Source organism: Streptomyces sp. NBC_00400, from assembly GCF_036048035.1.
Lineage (GTDB): Bacteria > Actinomycetota > Actinomycetes > Streptomycetales > Streptomycetaceae > Streptomyces.
The window spans coordinates 8323023-8342946 of the sequence record NZ_CP107940.1 but is presented as its reverse complement, the minus strand read 5'-3'; the positions used below and the strand labels follow the sequence as shown (position 1 = coordinate 8342946).

Sequence of the window (19924 nt, the reverse complement as noted above, 5' to 3'; positions counted from 1 at the left end):
GGCCGATCATCCGATACATCGTCACCGCGGAGCTACGGCCGGAGGGAATCCCCGGCCGGACGGGGGGCCGGCCGGGGACTGCAGAGCGTGTGCCCTGCGCGGCAGTACCGAAACACGGTGGCCGGAGTTACGCCGCGTCGCCGTCCTTCGGGTCCCTCGCGTCCGTGGAGTCCTTCCGGTCCATCGGGCGGTACTCCTCGGGGATCGGCTGCTCGAACCAGACGACCTTGCCCGTGCTCAGCCGGGTCGCTCCCCAGCGATCCGCGAGCCGGTCGACCAGGAACAGGCCGCGTCCGCCCTCGTCACCCGCCTGGGCGCGCCGCATCCGGGGCACCTGCGGTGAATCGTCGCCCACTTCGCAGCGGAGCACATCGGTACGGAGCAGCCGCAGGGCGATGGGCCGGGAGGCGTAGCGCACCGCGTTCGTCACCACCTCGCTGACCAGGAGTTCGGTCGTATCGAGCAGCGGGTCCAGGCCCCAGCGGTGCAGCGCTCTGCGGGTCAGCTGCCGGGCCCGGCCGGCCGTTTGCGGCTCGGGGTTGAGGAACCAGTACGCGACATTGCGCGGCGGGAAACCGTCGAACCGGGCGGCGAGCAGCGCGACATCGTCGTCCCGGGCCCCGTGGTCCAGGATGGTCAGCACCGTGTCGCAGAGCATTTCCAGCGGCGGGGAGGCGACCACGGCGGCGGTGGCTTGCAGGCGGGCGCACAGCACCTCCACTCCTGTCCAGACGTCCCTGCCCCGGGACTCCACGAGGCCGTCGGTGTACAGGAGCAGGGTCGCTCCCGTGGGCGCGGGCATCTCCACGGATTCGAAGGGGACGCCGCCCACGCCGATCGGCGCGCCGGGCGGGATCCGCAGTACTTCGGCCGACCCGTCCGGGTGCAGCAGTACCGGAGGCAGATGCCCGGCGTCGGCCACCAGCAGCCGCTGCGATATGGGGTCGTAGATGGCGTAGAGGCAGGTCGCCATGTGCTCGCTGCCGAGGCGCTGGGCCTGCTCGTCGAGGTGGTGCAGGACCTCTTCCGGCGGCAGGTCGAGCCCGGCGAGGGTCTGCACGGTGGTGCGCAGCTGCCCCATGATCGCGGCGGAGGTCATCGAGTGGCCCATGACGTCGCCGACCACCAGCGCGACGCGGTTGCCGGGCAGCGGGATCGCGTCGTACCAGTCGCCGCCCACCTGGGAGGTCTCGGCGGCCGGCAGGTACCGGCTCGCCAGCCGGACACCCGTGGTCTCGGGGAGCGAGGAGGGCAGCATCGTGAGCTGGAGCGCATCGGCGAGCGAGGCCTCGTGCCCGTGGAGCACCGCTTTGTCGACGCCGAAGGCGGTGTGGGTGGCGAGCTGGGAGGCGACGAGGAGGTCATCGCCCGTGAAGGCGGGCCGCTCGGCGCCGCGCAGCAGGGCGACGGTTCCGATGAGGTGCCGGCGGCCGTACAGCGGGGCGATGATCAGCCGTCGGCCCGGTGGCGGTGCCGCCGGCCCGCTCGCCACCGGCTGCAGCAGCCCGGTCACCGCGGGGGCGGTCTCCGGGGCATCGCCGAACGCGGGACGCCCGGCCAGCAGGAGCTCGGCGAACCGGCCGGTGACCGTGAGCTGCCCGAAGTCGCCGGAGCCCGGAGGCGCGGTGGTGACCAGATCCTCCGGCCCCTGAGCGATGCTGTGCAGCCGCAGGACGAGAGGGCCGGCCGGCTGCCGCTCCCCGGTCGGAAGGGGATCACGCAGGTGAACCAGGACCGCGTCGGCGAAGGTGGGGATCGCTGCCCGGCACAGTTCCCGGAGGGTTTCGTCCTGGTCGAGGCCCCGGGCGATCTGCCGCGTGGCGGCTTCGAGGTAGCGAAGCCGGTCGGTCGCCGTCCCGGGGGCGCGCTCCGTCGCGTCCCGGACGCCCTCAGCGGGGCACTCGGGGGCGGCCGGATCCGGACGGGTGGTGCCGCGGCCGGGAGGGTCCGGGCCCTTGGGGGGCACGCTCCCGGGACGGCCGCTCGGGGGTGGCGGCGGCCGTACCGGCGGAGTGGCGCCCGTGTCCACGGGTGTGGCGTTCAGTGCCAGGTCCTGGGGCGCACCACGGCCCTCGGTCCCGGCGGGGAGCCGGCCGGGGCCGTGGTCGGGGGTGCGGGGCTCCATTACTCGTCTCGTCCGTCCGGTGGGCGTCAGGGACCGCGGGGGCGGTGGCCTCAGCCGCGTCGCGAGCAGTTGAGGAACAGCTGCTCCTCGGGCGGCACGTCCGAGACCGCGGGGGCGTAGGTGTACGAGGACTCGTCGACGACCTCGAAGTCCGCTTCCTCGATGACCGCGCGCAGGTCGTCCCGCAGGTAGCCGGAGACCCGGATGGTGTTGCCGAGGAACGGGATCGTGAAGTAGTCCACATCGGCCTCCACCATCGAGAGGGTGAACAGGCCACCGGGAACCAGCAGGTCGTGGATGGTGCGCAGGGCACCGGGGATCTCGGTGCGCGGCAGCATCAGCAGGGAGAAGAAGGCCGCGACGGCATCGAAAGGCCCCAGGTCATGGGGGCCGTCGGGCGCCAGGTCGGCGATGTCCAGGCGGTGGAACGTTGCACGGGGCACGTACTCCCGGGCGAGGTCCACCATGCCACGGGACAGGTCGACGCCGACCACCTCGAAGCCCGCCTCCACCAGCTGCCGGGCCGTCGGGAGGCCGGTTCCACAGCCCAGGTCCAGCACCCGGGACCCGGCGGGCAGCGTCCTGATCAGCCACTCGGCGGCGGCGAGCTGCCCCTTCTTGTACGGGAAGGCCTCGTCATAGCGGTCGCCGATCGCGTCGAACGCCTCGGCCTGCCCCTCGCGGTCGGGTCGTGTGCCCTCGGCGGCGGCCTCATCGCTCTCGTAACCGGTCTCCAGAAATCCTTCGCTCACGAATGACGCCTCTTCACGTGCGTTTATTCGATTACCTCCATCATGCACCCCGTCCGTCCGCCACCGCGCCCTGCGCAGCAGGCCGCCGGGGCACGCACGGAGCACGCAGGGGCGCGGGCGGAGCGCGGGCTGTGGCCAGGGCCGACCGTTCCTCCGGCAGCCCGACCGTCGCGGGACACACGGCTGCCGGCCGCGCCACCGCCGGGCGCAACGGCCTCCCGGCGACGGCCGGCGGTTTGCGGAGCTGCCGTCACGGATAGTTCCCCCCGTACCCACATGCACCGCGGCACAGCGCACGGGGGCAGGAGGCCAGATGGCAACGGAACCGGTGGAGACCCTTGACCTGGCGGCGTTAGGGGAGGACTTCGTCCGCCATCCGTACGAGGTGTACGCGCGGCTGCGCGAGCGGGGGCCGGTGCATCGCGTACGGCTCCCGGAGAGCACGGTCGTCTGGCTGGTGGTCGGCTACGAAGAGGTGCGCGCGGCCCTCAGCGACCCCCGGCTGTCGAAGGAGTGGCGGCACGCGTCGTCCGCGCAGTCCCTGCAGCCGGTGTCCATCGGCGTGTCGATGCTCCGCTCCAACGCGCCGCAGCACACCCGCATCCGAGGACTGGTCGCCCGTGCCTTCACCGCCCGCCGGGTGGCGTCCCTCGCGCCACGCGTCCAGGAGATCACCGACGAGCTCCTGGCGGCGATGCTCGACCGGCCCGAAGGCCGCGGCGACCTCGTCGAGGCGCTGTCCTTCCCGCTCCCGGTCACCGTCATCTGCGAGCTCCTGGGAGTGCCGTTCCTGCAGCGGGAGGCCTTCCGCACCTGGACCGACATCTTGCTGGCCGGTGCCGCGACGCCACAGACCAGGGAAGCCCGGACGGCCATGTCCTGCTACCTCGACGACCTGGTGGAGGCGAAGCGCGCCCGGCCCGGCGACGATCTGCTGACCGATCTGATTGCGGTGAGCGACGAGGACGGCGACCGGCTCAGCCGGGACGAACTCCTCGGCATGGCCCAGTTGTTGCTGATCGCCGGCTATGAGACCACCGCCAATCTGATCTCCAACGGGGTCCTGGCCCTGCTCACCCACCCCGACCAGCTCGCCTTGCTGCGCGCCGATCCGTCCCTCATCGACGGTGCGGTCGAGGAGATGCTGCGCTATGACGGCCCCCTGGAGACCTCCACATTCCGTTTCACCGTCGAGCCGACCGAGATCGCGGGCACGGTGGTCCCCGGCGGCGGCGAGGTGGTGCTCCCCGTGATCTCCGACTCGGGACGCGACCCCCTGCGGTTCGACGACCCCGGCCGCTTCGACATCACCCGCGACGCCAGGGGCCATGTGGCCTTCGGCCATGGCATCCACTTCTGCCTCGGAGCCCCGCTCGCCCGGCTGGAGGCACGGATCGCGGTGCGCACACTCCTGGAGCACTGCCCGGAACTGGCACTGGACGCCTACCCGGCCGACCTCTCCTGGCGGTTGGGCGCGTTGCTCCGTGGTCCGCGGAGTCTTCCTGTCCGCTGGTCGTGAAGGACCCGGCCGGCAGACGGCCCAGCCTGTCATGACGGTCAACTCCGCCATGCACGAACGCCGGTGGCCGTACCCGAACGCTTCGGGTACGGCCACCGGCGTGTGGCCGCCTGCTGCTCAGCGGACTACTTGGTGAAGCCGATGTGCTCGTAGACCGGGTCGGTCATACCGAGGGCGCCCATGTTGGCGAGCTTCTTGTTGACCGCCGCGATGTCGGGGCGCTGGTACAGCGGCAGGACGCCGGCAAGCTGCCAGGCCTCGGCGTCGGCCTGGTTGGTCGTCTTGAGCGCGCCGGCCGGGTCGGCGGCGTTGGTGCTGGCGGAGTTGAGGAGGTCGTCCAGCTTCTTGCTGCCGATCTTCGAGTAGTTGTTGCCGCCCTTGGCGGCGTAGACGTTGGTGGCACCGCTCGCGGCGAACGGTGTGCCGAGCAGGGTGTAGGGCGTGACGTCGAAGTCGCCCGGGGTGATGTACTTCTCGAAGAAGTCGTTGCTCGGCACCGTCTGGACCTGCAGCTTCACGCCGACCTGCCGGTACATCTGGGTCAGCATCGACCCCTCGTTGGTGGCCGCGGGGGTGCCTGAGGGGATGACGAACCGCAGGGACAGCTCCTGGCCGCCCTTCTTGCGGACCTTGCCGCTGAGCTTCCAGCCCGCCTCGTCCAGCAGCTTTCCGGCCGCCTGCGGATCGTACTTACCGAGCGTGCCCCCGTTGTCCTGATACCCCTTCTGGTTGGCGATCAGGAGGTGGTTGTCCAGGGTGGAGGGCTTCCAGCCGAGGCCCTTGAGGTCCGACTTGGCGATCGTGGCGCGGTCGGTGGCCCTGAAAAGAGCCTGGCGTACCTTCGGGTCCTTCAGCTTGGCGCTCTTGGCGTTAAGGGTGATCTGGCGGTAGTTGGGGCCGCCCGCTTCACGGATTTCGCCACCCGACACCTTGGACACCTGCTTGTAGGCGGAGGAGTCGCCGCCGACGTCGAAGTAGTCGATCTCGCCGTTGGCGAAGGCGCCGGGCATCGATGCCTGGTCCATCGCGTGGAAGACGATCTTGTCCAGCTTGGGCTTGTCGCCCCACCACTTCGGATCGGCCACCACCGTGACCGTCTTGGCGGACTTGTCCATGCTGCCCAGTTTGAAGGCGTTGCCGGTGACCGGGATCTTGTTGACGTAGGCGGTGTTGTAGGACTCCGGGTCGGAGACGTACTTCGCCGGATACAGCGGCTGGTTGTTCGCCGCGTTGAACATGCCCTTCCAGTCCGCGAACGGCTTGGTGAAGGTCATGACGGCCTCGTAGTCGTCCTTGCCCTTCTTGACGTCCGCCACCTGGTCGAAGCCGACGGTGGAGGTCACCTTGAACGCCTTGTCGTGACCGTCCATGGCGCGGGTGCCGGCGGCGATGTCCTTCCAGGTGATCGGGGTGCCGTCGGACCACTTGGCCTTGGGGTTCAGATGCCAGGTGACCACCTGCTTGCCCTTGACGGTCCGGGAGTCCGCGTCCAGCAGAAACGCTTTGTTCGGCACCTGCTCGCCGCGCGCGTTCGAGTGCCACAGGCTCGGCATGAGGGACTTCATCACCTCGGTGCCCTCCAGCCCATCGATCTCGGCCACGTTCCACTGGGTGGCGAACGTCTGGACGGCCCAGTTCATCGTCCCGCCCTGCTTCAGCTTCGCGGGGTCGGTCGCCTTGATGTTGAGGGCTGTCGTCCCCTCCGGGGCCTTCTGCTCCGCGTCGTCGTCCGAGCCGCCGCAGGCGGTCAGTGCCAGCGACGACACGGCGAGGGTCGCTACGAGCGCGAGGGGATATCGGGAGACCTTCACTGATGCCTCTTCCTGAGCTGTCGAAACGTGCCGGCTACGGATGTGAATGTGCAGAGCGGTGCGGTACGGAGCGGTCGGGAGCGCGTCTCACTGCGCCGCGGGTTCGACCACATCGAGCGGCGCCGCGTAATGGCAGGCCGCCGTGTGGTCCGTGCCGAGGACCGCCGTGGCGGGGTCCTCGTCCCGGCAGCGCGCCTGTTCGCTCTCCCCGAGCCCGGCGTACTTCGGGCAGCGGCCCGCGAACCGGCAGCCGGCCGGCACGTCCGCGGGACTGGGCAGATCGCCTTTGAGCAGGATCCGGCTGCGTTCGCGCTCCTTGCGCGGGTCGGGCAGCGGCACCGCGGACAGCAGCGCCTGGGTGTACGGATGGGAGGGCGCGGCGAAGACGTCGTCGGCCGCGCCGAGCTCCACGATCCGGCCGAGGTACATCACCGCGATGCGGTCGGCGATGTGCCGGACGACGGACAGGTCGTGGGCGACGAAGAGGTAGCTGAGCCCGAGGCGGGTCTTCAGCTCGTCGAGGAGGTTGAGGACACCCGCCTGGATGGACACATCGAGGGCGGAGACCGGCTCGTCGAGGATGACCAGTTTGGGTTCCAGGGCGAGCGCACGGGCGATGGAGATGCGCTGGCGCTGACCGCCGGAGAACTCCTGCGGGTAGCGGTCGGCGTGTTCGGCCTCCAGGCCGACCATGTCGAGGAGTTCGGGGATACGGGCGGCGATGCGGTCCTTGTCCCAGCCGTGGGTCTTCAGCGGCTCGGCGAGGATGTCACCGATCGGCATCCGGGCGTCGAGCGCCGCCATCGGGTCCTGGAAGACGATCTGCATGTCACGGCGGAGTCCCTTGCGGTCCGCCCGGCTGAGGCCGCGGATGTCCTTGCCGAAGACGGTGACGGTGCCGGCCTGGCCGCTGGGCAGGTCGAGGATCTCCAGCAGGGTGGTGGTCTTGCCGCAGCCGGACTCGCCGACCAGGCCCAGCGTTTCGCCCTCGCGGATGTCCAGGCTGATGCCGTCGACGGCCCGTACGGTGCCGACCGTGCGCTTGACGAGGGCGCCCTTGGTGAGCGGGAAGTGCTTGACGAGTCCGTCGAGGGCGAGAACGGTGGGCCGCTCCTCGCGCGGCAGCCGCTCGACCGTGCCGGCTTCCGGGAGGACCGGCACCGGGTAGACGGCGTCGCGGTCGAGGCCCGCGCCGATCTCGTGGGCGCGGTGGCAGGCGGTGGGGTGGTCGGAGCCCTCGGCGAGGGTCAGCTCCGGTTCCACCGTGTGGCAGCGGTCGATCGCGATGGGGCAGCGGGGGGCGAAGGGGCAGCCGGGCGCCAGGTCGACCATCTTGGGCGGGTTGCCCTCGATGGGGGTGAGCGCGCGGCGTGCGGTGCCCTCCGCACGGGCCTCGTCCAGCCGCGGGATGGAGCCGAGCAGGCCGAGGGTGTACGGCATCCGCGGCCCGTAGTAGACCGCGTCCACCGGACCCGCCTCGACCGGCTTGCCCGCGTACATGACCTGCACCCGGTCGGCGAAGCCGGCGATGACACCGAGGTCATGGGTGATCATGACGATGGCGGCGCCGGTGACCTCCTGGGCGGTCTTGAGCACGTCCAGGACCTGGGCCTGGATGGTCACATCGAGGGCGGTGGTGGGCTCGTCGGCGATGATGACCTTGGGGTCGTTGGCGATGGCCATGGCGATCATCGCGCGCTGGCGCATCCCGCCGGAGAACTCGTGGGGGAAGGCGTCCACCCGGCGCTTGGAGTCAGGGATGCCGACCACGTCGAGGAGGTCGATCGCGCGTTTGCGGGCGACCTTCTTGTCCAGGGACTGGTGGACCTGAAGAGCCTCGACGATCTGGTCGCCGACGGAGTAGACGGGGGTCAGCGCGGACAGCGGGTCCTGGAAGACCATGCCGATGTCCTTGCCGCGGATCTTCGAGAGGGCGGCGTCGCCGAGGCCGAGCAGTTCACGGCCCGCGAGCTTGACGGACCCGGCGACCTCGGCGCTCTCGGGGAGCAGTCCGAGTACGGCCATGGAGGAGACGGACTTGCCGGAGCCGGACTCGCCGACGATGCCGAGTACTTCCCCGGGACGCACCGCGTAGGAGACGCCGCGTACGGCCTGCACCTCGCCCGCTTCGCTCGGGAAGGAGACCGTCAGATCGCTGACGGCGAGGACGGGCTGCGCCGCGTCAAGGGCCTCGGTGGGCTGGGACGGCCTGGTTTCGGTCACCGTCGGGGTCCTTCCTGGGGCGCGCGGTGCGCGGGGTGCTGGTGCTGATGCTGATGCTGATGCTGGGAGTGTGCGACGCGCTTCACGAGGCGGCGCCCTGGCTGCCGGCGGACGTCTCGGGCTCGTCGGGCCGGGTGCCGGCAGCCGTCGCCTGCGCCGGGACCACCGCGGCCGCGGACGGTCGCGACTGCTTCTTCTTGCGGGGCGAACGCGCCTTTGCACCGGACGCGTTGGGGTCGAGCGCGTCACGCAGCCCGTCGCCGATGAAGGAGATGGAGACGCCGATCAGCACCAGGCAGCCGGCCGGGAAGAAGAACAGCCACGGGTAGGTGGAGGCGTTGGTGGTGTTGTCGGCGATGACCGTGCCGAGGGAGACATCGGGCGCCTGCACGCCGAACCCGAAGTACGACAGGCTGCTCTCGCCGATGACCGCCGCGCCGACCTGGATGACGACGTCGATGATCAGCATCGAGGCCATGCTGGGCAGGATGTGCCGGAAGATGATGACGGGCGCGGGGACGCCCATGTACTTGGCGGCCTTGACGAATTCGCGGTCCTTGAGCGTGAAGGTCATGGAGCGTACGACGCGCCCGGTGACCATCCAGCTGAAGGCGCCGAGCAGGATCACGAAGACCAGCCAGGTGGCGCCGCGGAACGCGGGCGACAGCACGGCGATGATCAGGAACGAGGGCATCACCAGCAGCAGGTCGACGATCCACATCAGCACCCGGTCCGTCCAGCCGCCGAAGTACGCGGCGAAGGCGCCGACGGTGGCGGAGAGGAAGGTGGAGATGAGACCGACCAGGAGGCCGATGATCAGCGACTTCTGCAGACCGCGCATGGTCAGCGAGAAGAGGTCGACGCCGCCTTGGGTGGTGCCCCACCAGTGGTCCCCGGAGGGGCTGGAGAGGAAGTTCATGAAGTCGTGCTGCTGGTAGTCCCACTTGGTGAGGAACGGGCCTCCGTAGGCACCGGCGAACAGCAGCACCAGCAGCACCAGGCCGAGCAGTGCCAGTCGGTTCCGGGCGAAGCGGCGGACCGTCAGCCGCATTCGTGAGGTACGGGCCTTGGTGGATGGGCCTTCGGCTTCACCGGGCGGGACGGGGCCGGGGGCCGGTTCGGTCGCGGGGGGCAGCTGGACGCTCATCGCGCGCTCTCCTGAGGGGCGGTGGGGGTGGGGGGCCGGTCGGCGACGGGGGCACCTCCCAGCGGTAGCCGGGGGTGGGGGCACCTCCCAGCGGTGGCTGGGGGATCAGCGGACCCGTACGCGCGGATCGAGCGCCGCGTACAGCAGATCGGACAGCACTCCCGCGATCAGCACCAGAACGGCCGTGAACAGCCCGACGGTGGCAACGGAGTTGACGTCCTGTTTGTTGATGGAGTCGACGAGGAGTTCGCCCATGCCGTGCCAGCCGAAGGTCTTCTCGGTGAAGGTCGCTCCGGTGAAGAGCAGCACGATGTTGTAGACCAGCAACGGCACGACGGGCAGGATCGCGGTCCGCAGCCCGTGCTTGACCAGGGCCTTTCGCCGGCGCAGCCCCTTGGCCCTGGCGGTGCGCAGGAAGTCGCTGCCGAGGACGTCAAGCATGGTGGAGCGCTGGTAGCGGCTGTAGAGCGCCACCTGGAGGATGATCAGGGTCAGTGCCGGGAGCAGCATGTGCTGGGCGCGGTTGACGAGGGCGTCGAAGTTCCACTGCCCCGCGTACTGCGGGTCGTACTCGCCGAGCACCTTGATGGTCTGCGTGCCGTCGTTGAGCGCGGTGGCACCGATCTTGAGCGCGACGCCGATCACGAACACCGGCATGGCCAGCACGAAGAATGACGCGAGGGTGGTGAACCTGTCGAAGAGGCGGTACTGGCGGATGGCGCCGAATGCGCCGAGCGCGACACCGCCCAGGGAGCCGATGAGGGTGGCGATCAGCAGGAGCCGGGTGGAGACACCCACCCGGCGGCCGAAGTCGTCGTTGACGTCGTCACCTTCGATGGTCTTGCCGAGGTCACCGTGGACGACACCCTCCGCCCAGTGTCCGAACCGGGACAGGATCGGGGTGTCCGGGTTCATGTTGTAGTCGTCGAGTGTCTTGGTGATGGACGACTCGGGCAGCGGCGGGTTGCGGCCCTCGAACTTGGCGCGGGGGTTGAGGCTGAGCCCGGCCAGAAAGTACGTCAGGGACGCGGCGACGACGACCAGGACCAGGTAGTTCGCCAATCGGCGCAGCAGATATCGGCCCATGGTGATGTCTCTCCTCATGCGCACCGAAACAGCCATGTGCAGCTGAAGTGGGGGTCGGTACGGATCGAACACATCCTTCTTGTCATCGACACATTTGTCGATCACAAGATGTTTACGGAGCGGTAACGCCAACTGCCCCGTCAGTCAAGGGCATTGCGCCTATGACCACGCCAATCGATGGCAATCGCGGAGCAATACTTTCGAATCCCAGGCTTGCACCGCTCCCCCGCGTAGCGAAACCCGATAGTCGGACACCGCGCGAACGTGATACGGCACAGAGGTAGTTGACGAAGACTTTACGACGGAGGGGGTATCGGGGACCCCCCGGGCTGACGGAGCGTCCGAAGAGACATCGCGGCTGCTGCCGCCGGGCGGACGGATGCACGTCGGGTGCCGTTCGGGGGAAGGGCGGGTGTCGCAGAGGGGGACCGGTGCGCGCGGCTCGTACGTTCGGTCGGCATGACGTACGTATCGGCTGATCGCACATCCGGCCCCACCCGCCGCACCGCGCTGGCCGGGCTCGCCGGTGGGGCCGGGGCCGTACTGGCCTCCGGGTGCAGCACCTCGGGCGCCTCGCCCGCGACGGCGCCCGAGACCCGTCGCACGGCGCGGGCCTATGCCTCGGCGAGCGATCCCACGCCCGGTGTGATGACGCTCTTCAAGGACTCCGGCTTCAACTTCAACGGGCTCCTTACGCTCGGCGCGTCCGGCTACGGTGCCGGTGAGGTGGGCGAGGTGCTCACCGCCGTGAACACCATCAACAAGGCCGGCCTCTCCGCGCAGACGTACACCGAGACGTTCAGGAAGCTCGGCGATCAGCTGAGGGAACCGCCTCAGGCCGGCGAGCCCGGGACGCAGACCACACGGTTCCGGGACCTGCGGGCCGCGCAGTACTACGGCCAGGGGCTCTTCTTCGTCCTCGGCTCCCACACCCCCGGCAGCGAGGAGCAGTTGTACCGGGCGGGGCGCGACGCCTGGGACGCGTTCTGCAAGCGGTGCGACCCGGCACCGGTGACGGCCCGCGTCCCGTACGGGAAGACCCCGCTGCCCGTGTGGTTCTTCCGGCCGGACGGCTCCGGCGAGCGGCGCCCCACCGTGATCCTCACCAACGGCAGCGACGGGCAGAACGTCGACATGTGGACCTATGGCGTCCCGGCCGCTCTGCAGCGCGGCTGGAACGCCCTGGTGTACGACGGGCCCGGACAGGGCCAGTTGCTCTTCGTCGACCAGGTGGTCTTCACGCCACGCTGGGAAAGGGCCGTCACCCCGCTCGTCGACTGGCTGTCCGCCCGTTCGGACGTGGACAGCGGCAAGATCGCCCTGACCGGGCTGAGCATGGCCGGCAATCTGGCCCCCCGGGCCGCGGCCTTCGAGCACCGGATCGCGGCGCTGGTGGCGATGCCCGGTGTGCTCACGCCCTGGCTGGGCTTTCCTCCGGAGATCCGGGAAGTTCTCACCCCGGACAAGGAGAAGACCAACGCCATCTGGAACAAAGAGGTCGTCCCGGACCTGCCGCCGTCCGCGGCCGCGACGATGAAGAAGCGCTTCGAGCCGTTCTCCGTGCCGGCGATGCTCGCGGCCCGCAAGGGCAAGATGTTCACCGACTTCTACACCCCTGCCACCCTCATCAAGTCGCTGGACATCACGGACGTCGTGGGCCGGATCACGATGCCCACGCTGGTGCTCGACTACGAATTCGAGCAGTTCTACCCGGGACAGCCGCGCCAGATGTTCGACAAACTCACGGCTCCCAAGGACTACGTGAAGCTCACCGCGGCCACCGGCGCGCAGCTGCACTGCTCCCCGATGGCCCCGCAGCAGCACTGCGAGGTCGTCTTCGACTGGCTGCAGGAGAAACTGACCGGCAGCTGACTTCCGCGGCGCCCCTCCCCCGGCCGGGCCGGAACGGCTCCCACCTGCCGCGGCGCACCGCACCCGCGCCCGTACCCGCCCTCCGGCCTGCCGTACCCGGCCCGCGGCGCTCTTGCACGGCGGGGAGAGTACGGCCAGTGTGGTCGGACGCGGCCCGTGGCCGCCTGTGGGTTCGTCACACCTCTGGAGTGCACGTGGCTTCCTTCGTACTGCCTCATACCCTGCACGGACGGGGATCGCACAAGGTCATCGCCGTGCACGGCTGGTTCGCCGACAGGTCCGCCTTCGACCCGGTCCTGCCGGATCTCGATCAGGGCGCCTTCCAGTACGCGCTGGTCGACCTCCGTGGCTATGGCGAGGCGAGGGGCGCGGCCGGCGCGTACACCTCGGGCGAGGGCGCGGCCGATGTGCTCGCGCTCGCCGACCGGCTGGGCTGGGACCGGTTCTCGGTGGTGGGACATTCGATGGGCGCCAGCGTCGTCCAACGGGTACTGGCCGCGGCTGGTCACCGGGTGCGCAGGCTGGTGGGAATCTCGCCGGTCCCCGCCTCCGGGCTGCCGCTGCCACCGCAGCAGTGGGAGCTGTTCTCCTCGGCGGCGCACACACCGGAGAACCGGCGGACCATCATCGATCTCACCACCGGCGGGCAGCGCCCCGCCGCTTGGCTGGACAGGATGGTGCGGCGGTCCCTGGAGTGCAGCGATCCGAAGGCGTTCCGGTCCTGGCTGGACTCCTGGTCCGGGGAGACGTTCCATGCCGAGGTCGAGGGCTCGGCGGTACCGGCGCTCGCGGTGACCGGGGCGCTGGATCCCGCGCTGACCGCCGACCTGACGCGTGCGACATGGATGCGCTGGTACGCCAACAGCCGGCTGGTCGAACTGCCCTCGGCAGGGCACTACGCCATGGACGAAACCCCGCTGGAGCTGATCCGGGCCGTGGAGGACTTCTTGCGCGCCGACGGGAACGACGACGGTGACGGTGACGGTGACGGTGACGGGCCCGAAGGCGGATGACCGTGCCCGCCGGTGGTGCGGCTCGGCCGGGTCTGCCGGGCGTCCCGGATGTGCCTGACGTGTCGGATGTGCCTGACGTCTTCGACCCGCGCGGCTATGCCGGCGGTCTGCCGCACGCGGCGTACCGGCTGCTGCGGGACCGGCATCCGGTGGCCTGGCAGGAGGAGCACGAAGTGCTCGGCTGGCCGGCCGGGCCCGGCTTCTGGGCGGTCACGCGCCATGAGGACGTCGTGCGGGTGCTGAAGGACGCGGGCAGGTTCTCCTCCCATCTGGGAGCCACCCAGATCCGCGATCCGGACCCCGCCGATCTGCCGTTCATCCGCCGCATGATGCTCAATCAGGATCCCCCCGGCCACGGACGGCTGCGGCGCCTGGTCAGCCGTGCCTTCACTCCTCGTCGTATCGAGCGGTTCGGCTCGGCCGTCCGCGAGCGGGCCCGTGACCTGCTGACCTCGGCGGTCGATGCCGCGCGTGCGGGGAGCGGGGTGCGCGACCTCGTCGCCGATGTCACCGACGACTTCGCGCTGCTCAACCTCGCCGATCTCCTCGGGGTACCGCCCGCTGAACGCGGGCTGCTCCTGGCCTGGACCCGGCGCGTCATCGGCTACCAGGACCCGGACGAGTCGGGCCCGGCCGCCCCGGGCCCGGACGGGCGCCCCGCCGACCCGCGGTCCCCGGCGATGCTGCAGGACATGTTCGGCTTCGCGCGCGAGCTGGCCGCCCACAAACGACGGCATCCGGGCGACGATGTCATGACCGTCCTGGCAGCGGACGGCGAACTGGCCACGCCCGAGCTGGAGATGTTCTTCTTCCTGCTGACCATCGCGGGCAATGACACCGTACGCAGCGCGGCCCCCGGCGGCCTGCTGGCGCTGGCCCGGCAGCCGGAGGCGTACCGGCGCCTGCGCACCGGTGCGGTGGGGACGGCGACGGGAGTGGAGGAGCTGCTGCGCTGGCATCCGCCGGTGCTCAGCTTCCGCCGGACCGCCGTGTGCGACACCGAGGTGGCCGGGCAGCGGATACGCGCCGGCGACAAAGTGGTCGTCTTCCACGGCTCGGCGAACTACGACGAGCGGGCCTTCGCCACCCCGCACCGCCTGGACCTGTCCCGCTCCCCCAACCCCCATGTCTCGTTCGGTGACGGCCCGCACATCTGCCTGGGCGCGCATCTCGCCCGGTTGCAGCTGCGGGTGCTGTACGAGGAGACGGCCCGCCTGGTGCCCTCCCTGGCGGTCGCCGAGCCTCCCCGGCGGCTGGTGTCGAACTTCATCAACGGGCTGAAGGCGCTGCCTCTGCGGCTGGTGAACGAGCCCCAAGGGGAGCCTGCAGCAGCGCGGCGGTGAGGGGGTGTTGCGGGTCGGCGAGGAGCTGACCGGTCGGGCCCTGTTCGACGAGGCGGCCCCGGTCGAGCACGGCGGTGCGGGTGGCCAGGGCTGCGGTGTCGCGGTCATGGGTGATCAGGAGCAGGGACAGGTCCGGGTGAGCCCCGAGGAGCCGGACCAGGAGGGCGCGGAGGTTCCGGCGCGCGACGGTGTCCAGGCCGGAGGTGATTTCGTCGCAGATCAGGACCCTGGGGCGGGCCAGCAGTGCGCGGGCCAGGGCGGCGCGCTGGAGTTCGCCGCCGGACAGCTCCGCCGGCTTGCGGCGTACCAGGTCGCCGGCGAGCCCGAGGGTGCTCAGGGTGCGCTCGGCGTCGGCCAGGGCCTTGGGGGCGGGGACCCGGCGCAGGCGTACGGCGGTGCGGCTCACCTGGTCGAGGACCGGGCGGTGTTCGTCGAAGGCGGCCCGGGCGTCCTGGAAGACGTACTGCACTGCCGCCAGTTGTTCGCGGGTACGGTCGCGGAGACTGCGGGGCAGTGCGGCCCCGTCGAGCAGCACCTCTCCGTCGTGGGTCCGGTGGAGGCCGGCCAGGCATCGGGCGAGCGTGGTCTTGCCGCTGCCCGAGCGGCCCACGAGGGCCGAGCAGCCCGGCGGGAGGCGGAGATCTACGGTGTGCAGGACGGGGGACCTGCCGTGGCGGGCGGTGAGGGCCCGCACCTGGAGCACGGGTTCCGGGGCGGCGGGGGCGGTCAGGGAGGTGCCGTGCCGCGTACCGGTGCCCGGGGTGGTGGCGCTGCGGTGGGCAAGCGCGTTGTCCGACGGCCCGGCGGTACCGGCTTCGGTGAGGAGTTCGCGGGTCCAGGAGTGCTGTGGGGAGCGCCAGAGTTTTTCCGGCGGACCGGACTCCACGATGCGGCCGGCCCGCAGGACGTGGATCTCATCGGCCAGGGTGCGGACGACGTCGAGATCGTGGCTCAGGAGCAGGATCGCGAGGCCCTGCCGGGCCAGGGCGGCCAGGTGGCCGGCGATCTGCTGCTTCGTCAGTGCGTCCTGGCCGGTGGTCGGTTCGTCCGCGATGAGGGTGGTGGCACCGCTCAGGAGGGCCTGGGCGAGGACGATACGTTGCTGTTGGCCGCCGGAGAGCTGGTGGGGGAAGCGGTGCAGCAGGGCTTCGCCGTCGGGGATCCGGGCCTGGCCGAGGGCGCGCAGCAGGTGTTGCCGGACGGCGGGGCGGCGGGCGCGGCGGGGCAGGTGGCGTACCCGGCTGCGGGCGATGTCCCGGAGGAGGGCGGCCACCGGCCGGGCGGGGTTGAGGACGGTGGCGGGGTGCTGTGGTACGTAGCCGATGAGGCCGTCGGGGACGCGCACCTCGCCGGTCACCGTGGCACCGGGCGGATACTCGTGGAGCAGGGCGAGCCCGGTGGTGGTCTTGCCGCTGCCGGAGGCACCGATCAGCGCGGTGACCTGGCCGGCCGGCACCCGGAGGCTCACCCCGTCGACAAGGGCCCGGCCGCCGGTCTCGACACGGAGGTCCTGGACCTGGGCGATGTCGGTGGCGTTCATGCGTGGCTCTTCTCACTGCGCCCCGGCCCGGCGGCCGTGGCATCGGTGGGCAGGGGGTCGGGGGCCGGTCCGGGTCGCGATGCACGGTGCCGCCGGGAGCCCCGTTCGGGCCGCGGTGCACGGCCAGGCCGCTGTCGTGGGCCGCTTCGGTCGAGGGCGGCGTCGCAGAGCAGGTTGGTGCCCATGGTCAGGGCCATGATCAGCACGGCGGGCAGCGCGACGGCCCAGGGCTGGACGAACATGCCCGTCCGGTTGCGGTCGACCATCACCGCCCAGTCGGCGGCGTCCGGTTCGGCACCGACGCCGAGGAAGGCGGCCGTGGCCACCAGATAGAGCACGCCGGTCAGCCGTACCCCGGCATCGGCGGCAAGGGTGCGCAGGGCCGAGCGGCCGACGTAGCCCACGGCTGTCCGCCACCAGGTCTCGCCCTGCATGCGCAGCGCCTCGACCGCGGGCGAAGCGGCCGCCTCGGCGGCGGCTGCCCGGACGGTCCGGGCGGCATCCGGGATGTTGACCAGGGCCACCAGGAGGGCGAGTCCGCCGGCACCGGGCGTCAGGACCGCCGCCACCAGCAAGATGACCAGGAGCGACGGCACGGCGAGCAGGATGTCCAGGGGGCGCATCACGAGCTCCTCCAGCCAGCGGCGGTGGGTCAGCGCACCGAGGAGGCCCAGGGGCAGCGCCACCGCGTAGGCCAGCGCCGTCGCCGCGAGTGCGGCCAGGACCACGGGGCGGCCCCCGAGCAGCACCTGCCGCCAGACGTCCCGTCCGACGAAGTCGGTGCCGGCCCAGTGGCCGCCGCCCGCGGTGAAGGACGCGGCCCGTGGCCCGGACTCCCCCGCGAACAGCGGCCCGAGCAGGGCGAGCAGCAGCGGGACGGCGACGATCAGCAGGGCGAAGGTGAAGCGTCCCCGGCCGCCGGTCGTCGGTATCCTCATGCCGCCTCCCCGGTCCGGGGCACAAAGCGGTGAGTGACCAGGTCGGCGGCCAGGTTGAGGACGACGGCGATGCATCCGAAGACGACCGCAAGGCCCTGCAGGACGGGGACATCGCGTTCCGCGACGGCGTTCATCAGGACGGTTCCGAGTCCGGGGATCACAAAAAGGGCCTCCACGACGATGACACCGCACAGCAGCCAGTCGACCGTGCGGGCGAGCTGTTGGGCGGCGGGCCCCAGGGCGTGGGGCAGGGCGTGCGCATAGCGGATGCGCCCGCCGGGGATGCCGTAGCGGCGGGCATGGGCGACGTACGGCGAGGCCAGTGCGTCGATCATGCCGGCCCGGACCAGGCGCGTCAGCGAGCACACCGGTCGGGCCAGCAGGACCAGTACCGGCAGCACCAGCGCCGCGGGATGGGTGAGCAGATCACCGCCGTACCCCACGGCGGTCGGTGGCAGCAGGCCCAGGCGCAGCGCGAAGACCGCGACCAGCAGCACGCCGAGGGCGAACTCCGGTACGGCGTACACGGCCAGGGTCACCGAGCTGATGAGCCGGTCCACGAACCGTCCCTCGTAGCGGGCGGCCAGCACACCGAGACCGCCGGCGGCCGGTACCAGCAGGAGCAGGGTGAGCGCGGCGAGCAGGAGGGTCGGCCCGAAGCCGTCGCCGATGGCGGAGCTGACCGGCCGGCCGGAGGTCAGCGAGCTGCCGAGGTCCGCGTGCAGCAGTCCGGCCGCCCACTCCCCCAGGCGCTCGGCGGCGGGCCGGTCCAGGTGCAGGGTCTCCCGCAGGGCGGCGATCCGTCCGGGGTCGGGCTGGTCACCGGCGAGCGCCACCGCGGCATCGCCGGGCAGCGCCTCGGTGAGGGCGAAGACCAGCAGGACGACCGCGACGGTCTGCCCGGCGCCGAGCAGCAGCCGGCGTGCCAGCCACGACCGCAGGCCGGTCATGCGAGCCACACCTTGTCGAAGCGGGCCCAGTCGAGCGTGTTGGCGGGGGAGGTGTGCGCCACTCCGCGGACCGTGCGGGCGGTGCCCAGGATCCAGTCGGCGAAGCCCCAGACCAGGAAGCCGCCCTCGGCATGCAGCCGGCGCTGCATGCGCGCGTACACGGCGGCCCGGTCCTGCGTGTTCTTGGTGGACTGGGCCTGCTGGTAGAGCGCGTCGAAGTCCTTGTGCCGCCACTGGGTGGCGTTGGTGGTGGAACCGGACAGCAGCCGCTGGGAGAAGTGCGACTCGATGGGCATCGCTCCGGAGCGGTAGCAGCACAGGGTCCCGGAGTCGAGAGTGTCCTGCCAGTAGCTGTCCTTGCTGCCCATCGCCACCTTCACCTGTACTCCGGCACGGGCGGCCTGGTCGCGGAAGATGGCGGCGGCCTCGGTGAAGCCGGCCGCGGCGGCGGAGGTGTCCAGGGTGACCCGCAGTCCGTCGGCGCCCGCCCGCTTCAGCAGATGGCGGGCCCGGTCCAGGTCCTGTGCGCGCTGCGGCAGGCCGTCCGCATAGTACTCGTACCCCTTGCCGAACAGGTCGTTGCCGATCACACCGGCGCCGGAGAGCGCGCCGTCGACGAGTTCCCTGCGGTCGGCGAGGAGGAAGAACGCCTCGCGCACCCGCTTGTCGTCGAACGGTGCCCGGTCGGTCTTCATCGCGAAGGACTGCATCGCGCTGTTGCGCAGCCGTACGATCTCGATCTGGCCCTTGCCCTCGTGTGCGCGGGCCGTCGTCGGCGTCAGCTCGTGGGCGTACTCGATCTGGCCGCCCAGCAGGGAGTTGAGGCGCGCGGACTCCTCGCCCGCGACCAGGAACTCCAGCTGGTCCAGGTGGGGCGCGCCTTCCCAGTAGTCGTCGTTGCGCCGGAAGAGGGCGGAGCGTCCGGGCATGAAGGAGACGAAGCGGAAGGGGCCGCTGCCGACCGGTGCGCGGTCGAAGTCCTGTGCGCCATCGGGGACGATAAAGGCGCCGAACGCGGCCAGCAGATGGGGGAATTCGGCCATCGGCCGCTTCAGCGCGAACTCGACGGTCCGCTCGTCGGGAGCCCGGCTGGCGGTGAGGTCAAGGGGTTCGAGCGAGGCCTTGGCGCGGAATGCCTTCCGGGGGTCGGTGATGCGGCGGTAACTGTAGAGGACGTCCCGGGCGGTGACCGGCTTGCCGTTGTGGAAGGACGCCGTGCGCAGCTTCACCGTCCAGCGGTCCAGTCGGGCGTTGGGTTCCCAGGACGCGGCGAGCCGCGGCTCGGCGGAGAGGTCGGCTCCGAAGTCGGCGAGCTTGTCGAAGAGGGCCTTGGCACGCGCGGCGTCGGCGAAGAGGTTGGCCAGGTGCGGGTCCAGGGTCTCGCTCGCGCCGCCGCCGGCGAACGCCGCGCGCAGCTTGCCGCCCCGGCGGGGCGTGCCGCCGCCGTCGGCGCTGTCACCGGAGGGGCCGTTGCATCCGGCGAGCGCCGGCGCGGCGAATCCGGCCGCACCGAGTCCGGCCGCGGCCAGGAAGCCGCGGCGGCGCAGACCGGGAAAGCGGGGGGCGTTGAGGGGACCGTGGTCCATGGCGGTTTCCTTGCTGTGT

General features: G+C 71.1%; 14 protein-coding genes. 4 read left to right on the top strand and 10 right to left on the bottom strand.

Going from position 1 to position 19924, the window contains the following annotated elements; all coding sequences use genetic code 11:
* Positions 1-127 precede the first annotated feature (127 nt).
* Positions 128-2125: an ATP-binding SpoIIE family protein phosphatase gene (locus tag OHS81_RS36670; RefSeq protein WP_328390588.1), complete on the bottom strand. Its 1998-nt coding sequence runs from the start codon at positions 2123-2125 to the stop codon at positions 128-130.
* 50 nt (positions 2126-2175) lie between these two features.
* A complete protein-coding gene (locus OHS81_RS36665; RefSeq protein WP_328390586.1) occupies positions 2176-2877 on the bottom strand; it encodes a class I SAM-dependent DNA methyltransferase in 702 nt (233 codons plus the stop codon).
* 313 nt (positions 2878-3190) lie between these two features.
* Between OHS81_RS36665 and OHS81_RS36660 the strand changes: the two genes are divergently transcribed.
* On the top strand, positions 3191-4396 hold the full coding sequence (locus OHS81_RS36660; protein ID WP_328390584.1) for a cytochrome P450 family protein: 1206 nt from the start codon (positions 3191-3193) through the stop codon (positions 4394-4396).
* Positions 4397-4521: 125 nt separating this feature from the next.
* Here the strand turns inward: OHS81_RS36660 and OHS81_RS36655 are convergent, their stop codons facing one another.
* From OHS81_RS36655 to OHS81_RS36640, 4 genes are all read right to left on the bottom strand, one after another.
* The gene (locus OHS81_RS36655; protein WP_328390582.1) at positions 4522-6207 is read right to left on the bottom strand and encodes an ABC transporter family substrate-binding protein; all 1686 of its coding nucleotides are present in this window, start codon (positions 6205-6207) and stop codon (positions 4522-4524) included.
* An 87-nt stretch (positions 6208-6294) separates the two neighbouring features.
* Positions 6295-8430, bottom strand: coding sequence for an ABC transporter ATP-binding protein (locus OHS81_RS36650; protein WP_328390580.1), 2136 nt, complete (start codon positions 8428-8430; stop codon positions 6295-6297).
* A gap of 82 nt (positions 8431-8512) precedes the next feature.
* Positions 8513-9577, bottom strand: coding sequence for an ABC transporter permease (locus tag OHS81_RS36645; RefSeq protein ID WP_328390578.1), 1065 nt, complete (start codon positions 9575-9577; stop codon positions 8513-8515).
* A 105-nt stretch (positions 9578-9682) separates the two neighbouring features.
* Complete coding sequence (locus OHS81_RS36640; RefSeq protein ID WP_328390576.1) at positions 9683-10663, bottom strand: ABC transporter permease; 981 nt, start codon at positions 10661-10663, stop codon at positions 9683-9685.
* A gap of 459 nt (positions 10664-11122) precedes the next feature.
* On the opposite strand from OHS81_RS36640, the gene OHS81_RS36635 reads away from it, so the two are divergent.
* The 3 genes from OHS81_RS36635 (at position 11123) to OHS81_RS36625 (ending at position 14891) form a co-directional block, all read left to right on the top strand.
* Positions 11123-12535, top strand: coding sequence for an alpha/beta hydrolase family protein (locus tag OHS81_RS36635; RefSeq protein ID WP_328390574.1), 1413 nt, complete (start codon positions 11123-11125; stop codon positions 12533-12535).
* Positions 12536-12729: 194 nt separating this feature from the next.
* Positions 12730-13548 (top strand): alpha/beta fold hydrolase, encoded by an 819-nt coding sequence (locus tag OHS81_RS36630; protein ID WP_328390572.1) that lies wholly within the window; start codon positions 12730-12732, stop codon positions 13546-13548.
* Positions 13545-14891: a cytochrome P450 gene (locus OHS81_RS36625; RefSeq protein WP_443058820.1), complete on the top strand. Its 1347-nt coding sequence runs from the start codon at positions 13545-13547 to the stop codon at positions 14889-14891. The genes OHS81_RS36630 and OHS81_RS36625 overlap by 4 nt, the downstream gene beginning before the upstream one ends.
* Here OHS81_RS36625 and OHS81_RS36620 read toward each other — a convergent pair.
* The 4 genes from OHS81_RS36620 to OHS81_RS36605 are packed head-to-tail and all read right to left on the bottom strand — an operon-like array spanning position 14818 to position 19905.
* Positions 14818-16431 carry an ABC transporter ATP-binding protein gene (locus tag OHS81_RS36620; RefSeq protein WP_328390569.1) on the bottom strand — a complete coding sequence of 538 codons (1614 nt, stop codon included), beginning with the start codon at positions 16429-16431 and terminating at the stop codon, positions 14818-14820. The genes OHS81_RS36625 and OHS81_RS36620 overlap by 74 nt on opposite strands.
* Entirely contained in the window at positions 16428-17369 is a 942-nt protein-coding gene (locus OHS81_RS36615; protein ID WP_328390567.1) for an ABC transporter permease subunit, read from the bottom strand. The genes OHS81_RS36620 and OHS81_RS36615 overlap by 4 nt, the downstream gene beginning before the upstream one ends.
* Positions 17366-18319, bottom strand: coding sequence for an ABC transporter permease (locus tag OHS81_RS36610; RefSeq protein WP_328390565.1), 954 nt, complete (start codon positions 18317-18319; stop codon positions 17366-17368). The genes OHS81_RS36615 and OHS81_RS36610 overlap by 4 nt, the downstream gene beginning before the upstream one ends.
* Entirely contained in the window at positions 18316-19905 is a 1590-nt protein-coding gene (locus tag OHS81_RS36605; RefSeq protein ID WP_328390563.1) for an ABC transporter substrate-binding protein, read from the bottom strand. Before OHS81_RS36605 ends, OHS81_RS36610 begins: the two co-directional genes overlap by 4 nt.
* Positions 19906-19924 lie beyond the last annotated feature (19 nt).

Bases quoted from the DNA above. Each gene is read 5' to 3' on its own strand.
- OHS81_RS36660 (WP_328390584.1), top strand. From the start codon at position 3,191: ATGGCAACGGAACCGGTGGAGACCCTTGACCTGGCGGCGTTAGGGGAG.
- OHS81_RS36605 (WP_328390563.1), bottom strand. From the start codon at position 19,905: ATGGACCACGGTCCCCTCAACGCCCCCCGCTTTCCCGGTCTGCGCCGC.
- OHS81_RS36610 (WP_328390565.1), bottom strand. From the start codon at position 18,319: ATGACCGGCCTGCGGTCGTGGCTGGCACGCCGGCTGCTGCTCGGCGCC.
- OHS81_RS36620 (WP_328390569.1), bottom strand. From the start codon at position 16,431: ATGAACGCCACCGACATCGCCCAGGTCCAGGACCTCCGTGTCGAGACC.
- OHS81_RS36640 (WP_328390576.1), bottom strand. From the start codon at position 10,663: ATGGGCCGATATCTGCTGCGCCGATTGGCGAACTACCTGGTCCTGGTC.
- OHS81_RS36625 (WP_443058820.1), top strand. From the start codon at position 13,545: ATGACCGTGCCCGCCGGTGGTGCGGCTCGGCCGGGTCTGCCGGGCGTC.
- OHS81_RS36670 (WP_328390588.1), bottom strand. From the start codon at position 2,125: ATGGAGCCCCGCACCCCCGACCACGGCCCCGGCCGGCTCCCCGCCGGG.
- OHS81_RS36615 (WP_328390567.1), bottom strand. From the start codon at position 17,369: ATGAGGATACCGACGACCGGCGGCCGGGGACGCTTCACCTTCGCCCTG.
- OHS81_RS36635 (WP_328390574.1), top strand. From the start codon at position 11,123: ATGACGTACGTATCGGCTGATCGCACATCCGGCCCCACCCGCCGCACC.
- OHS81_RS36645 (WP_328390578.1), bottom strand. From the start codon at position 9,577: ATGAGCGTCCAGCTGCCCCCCGCGACCGAACCGGCCCCCGGCCCCGTC.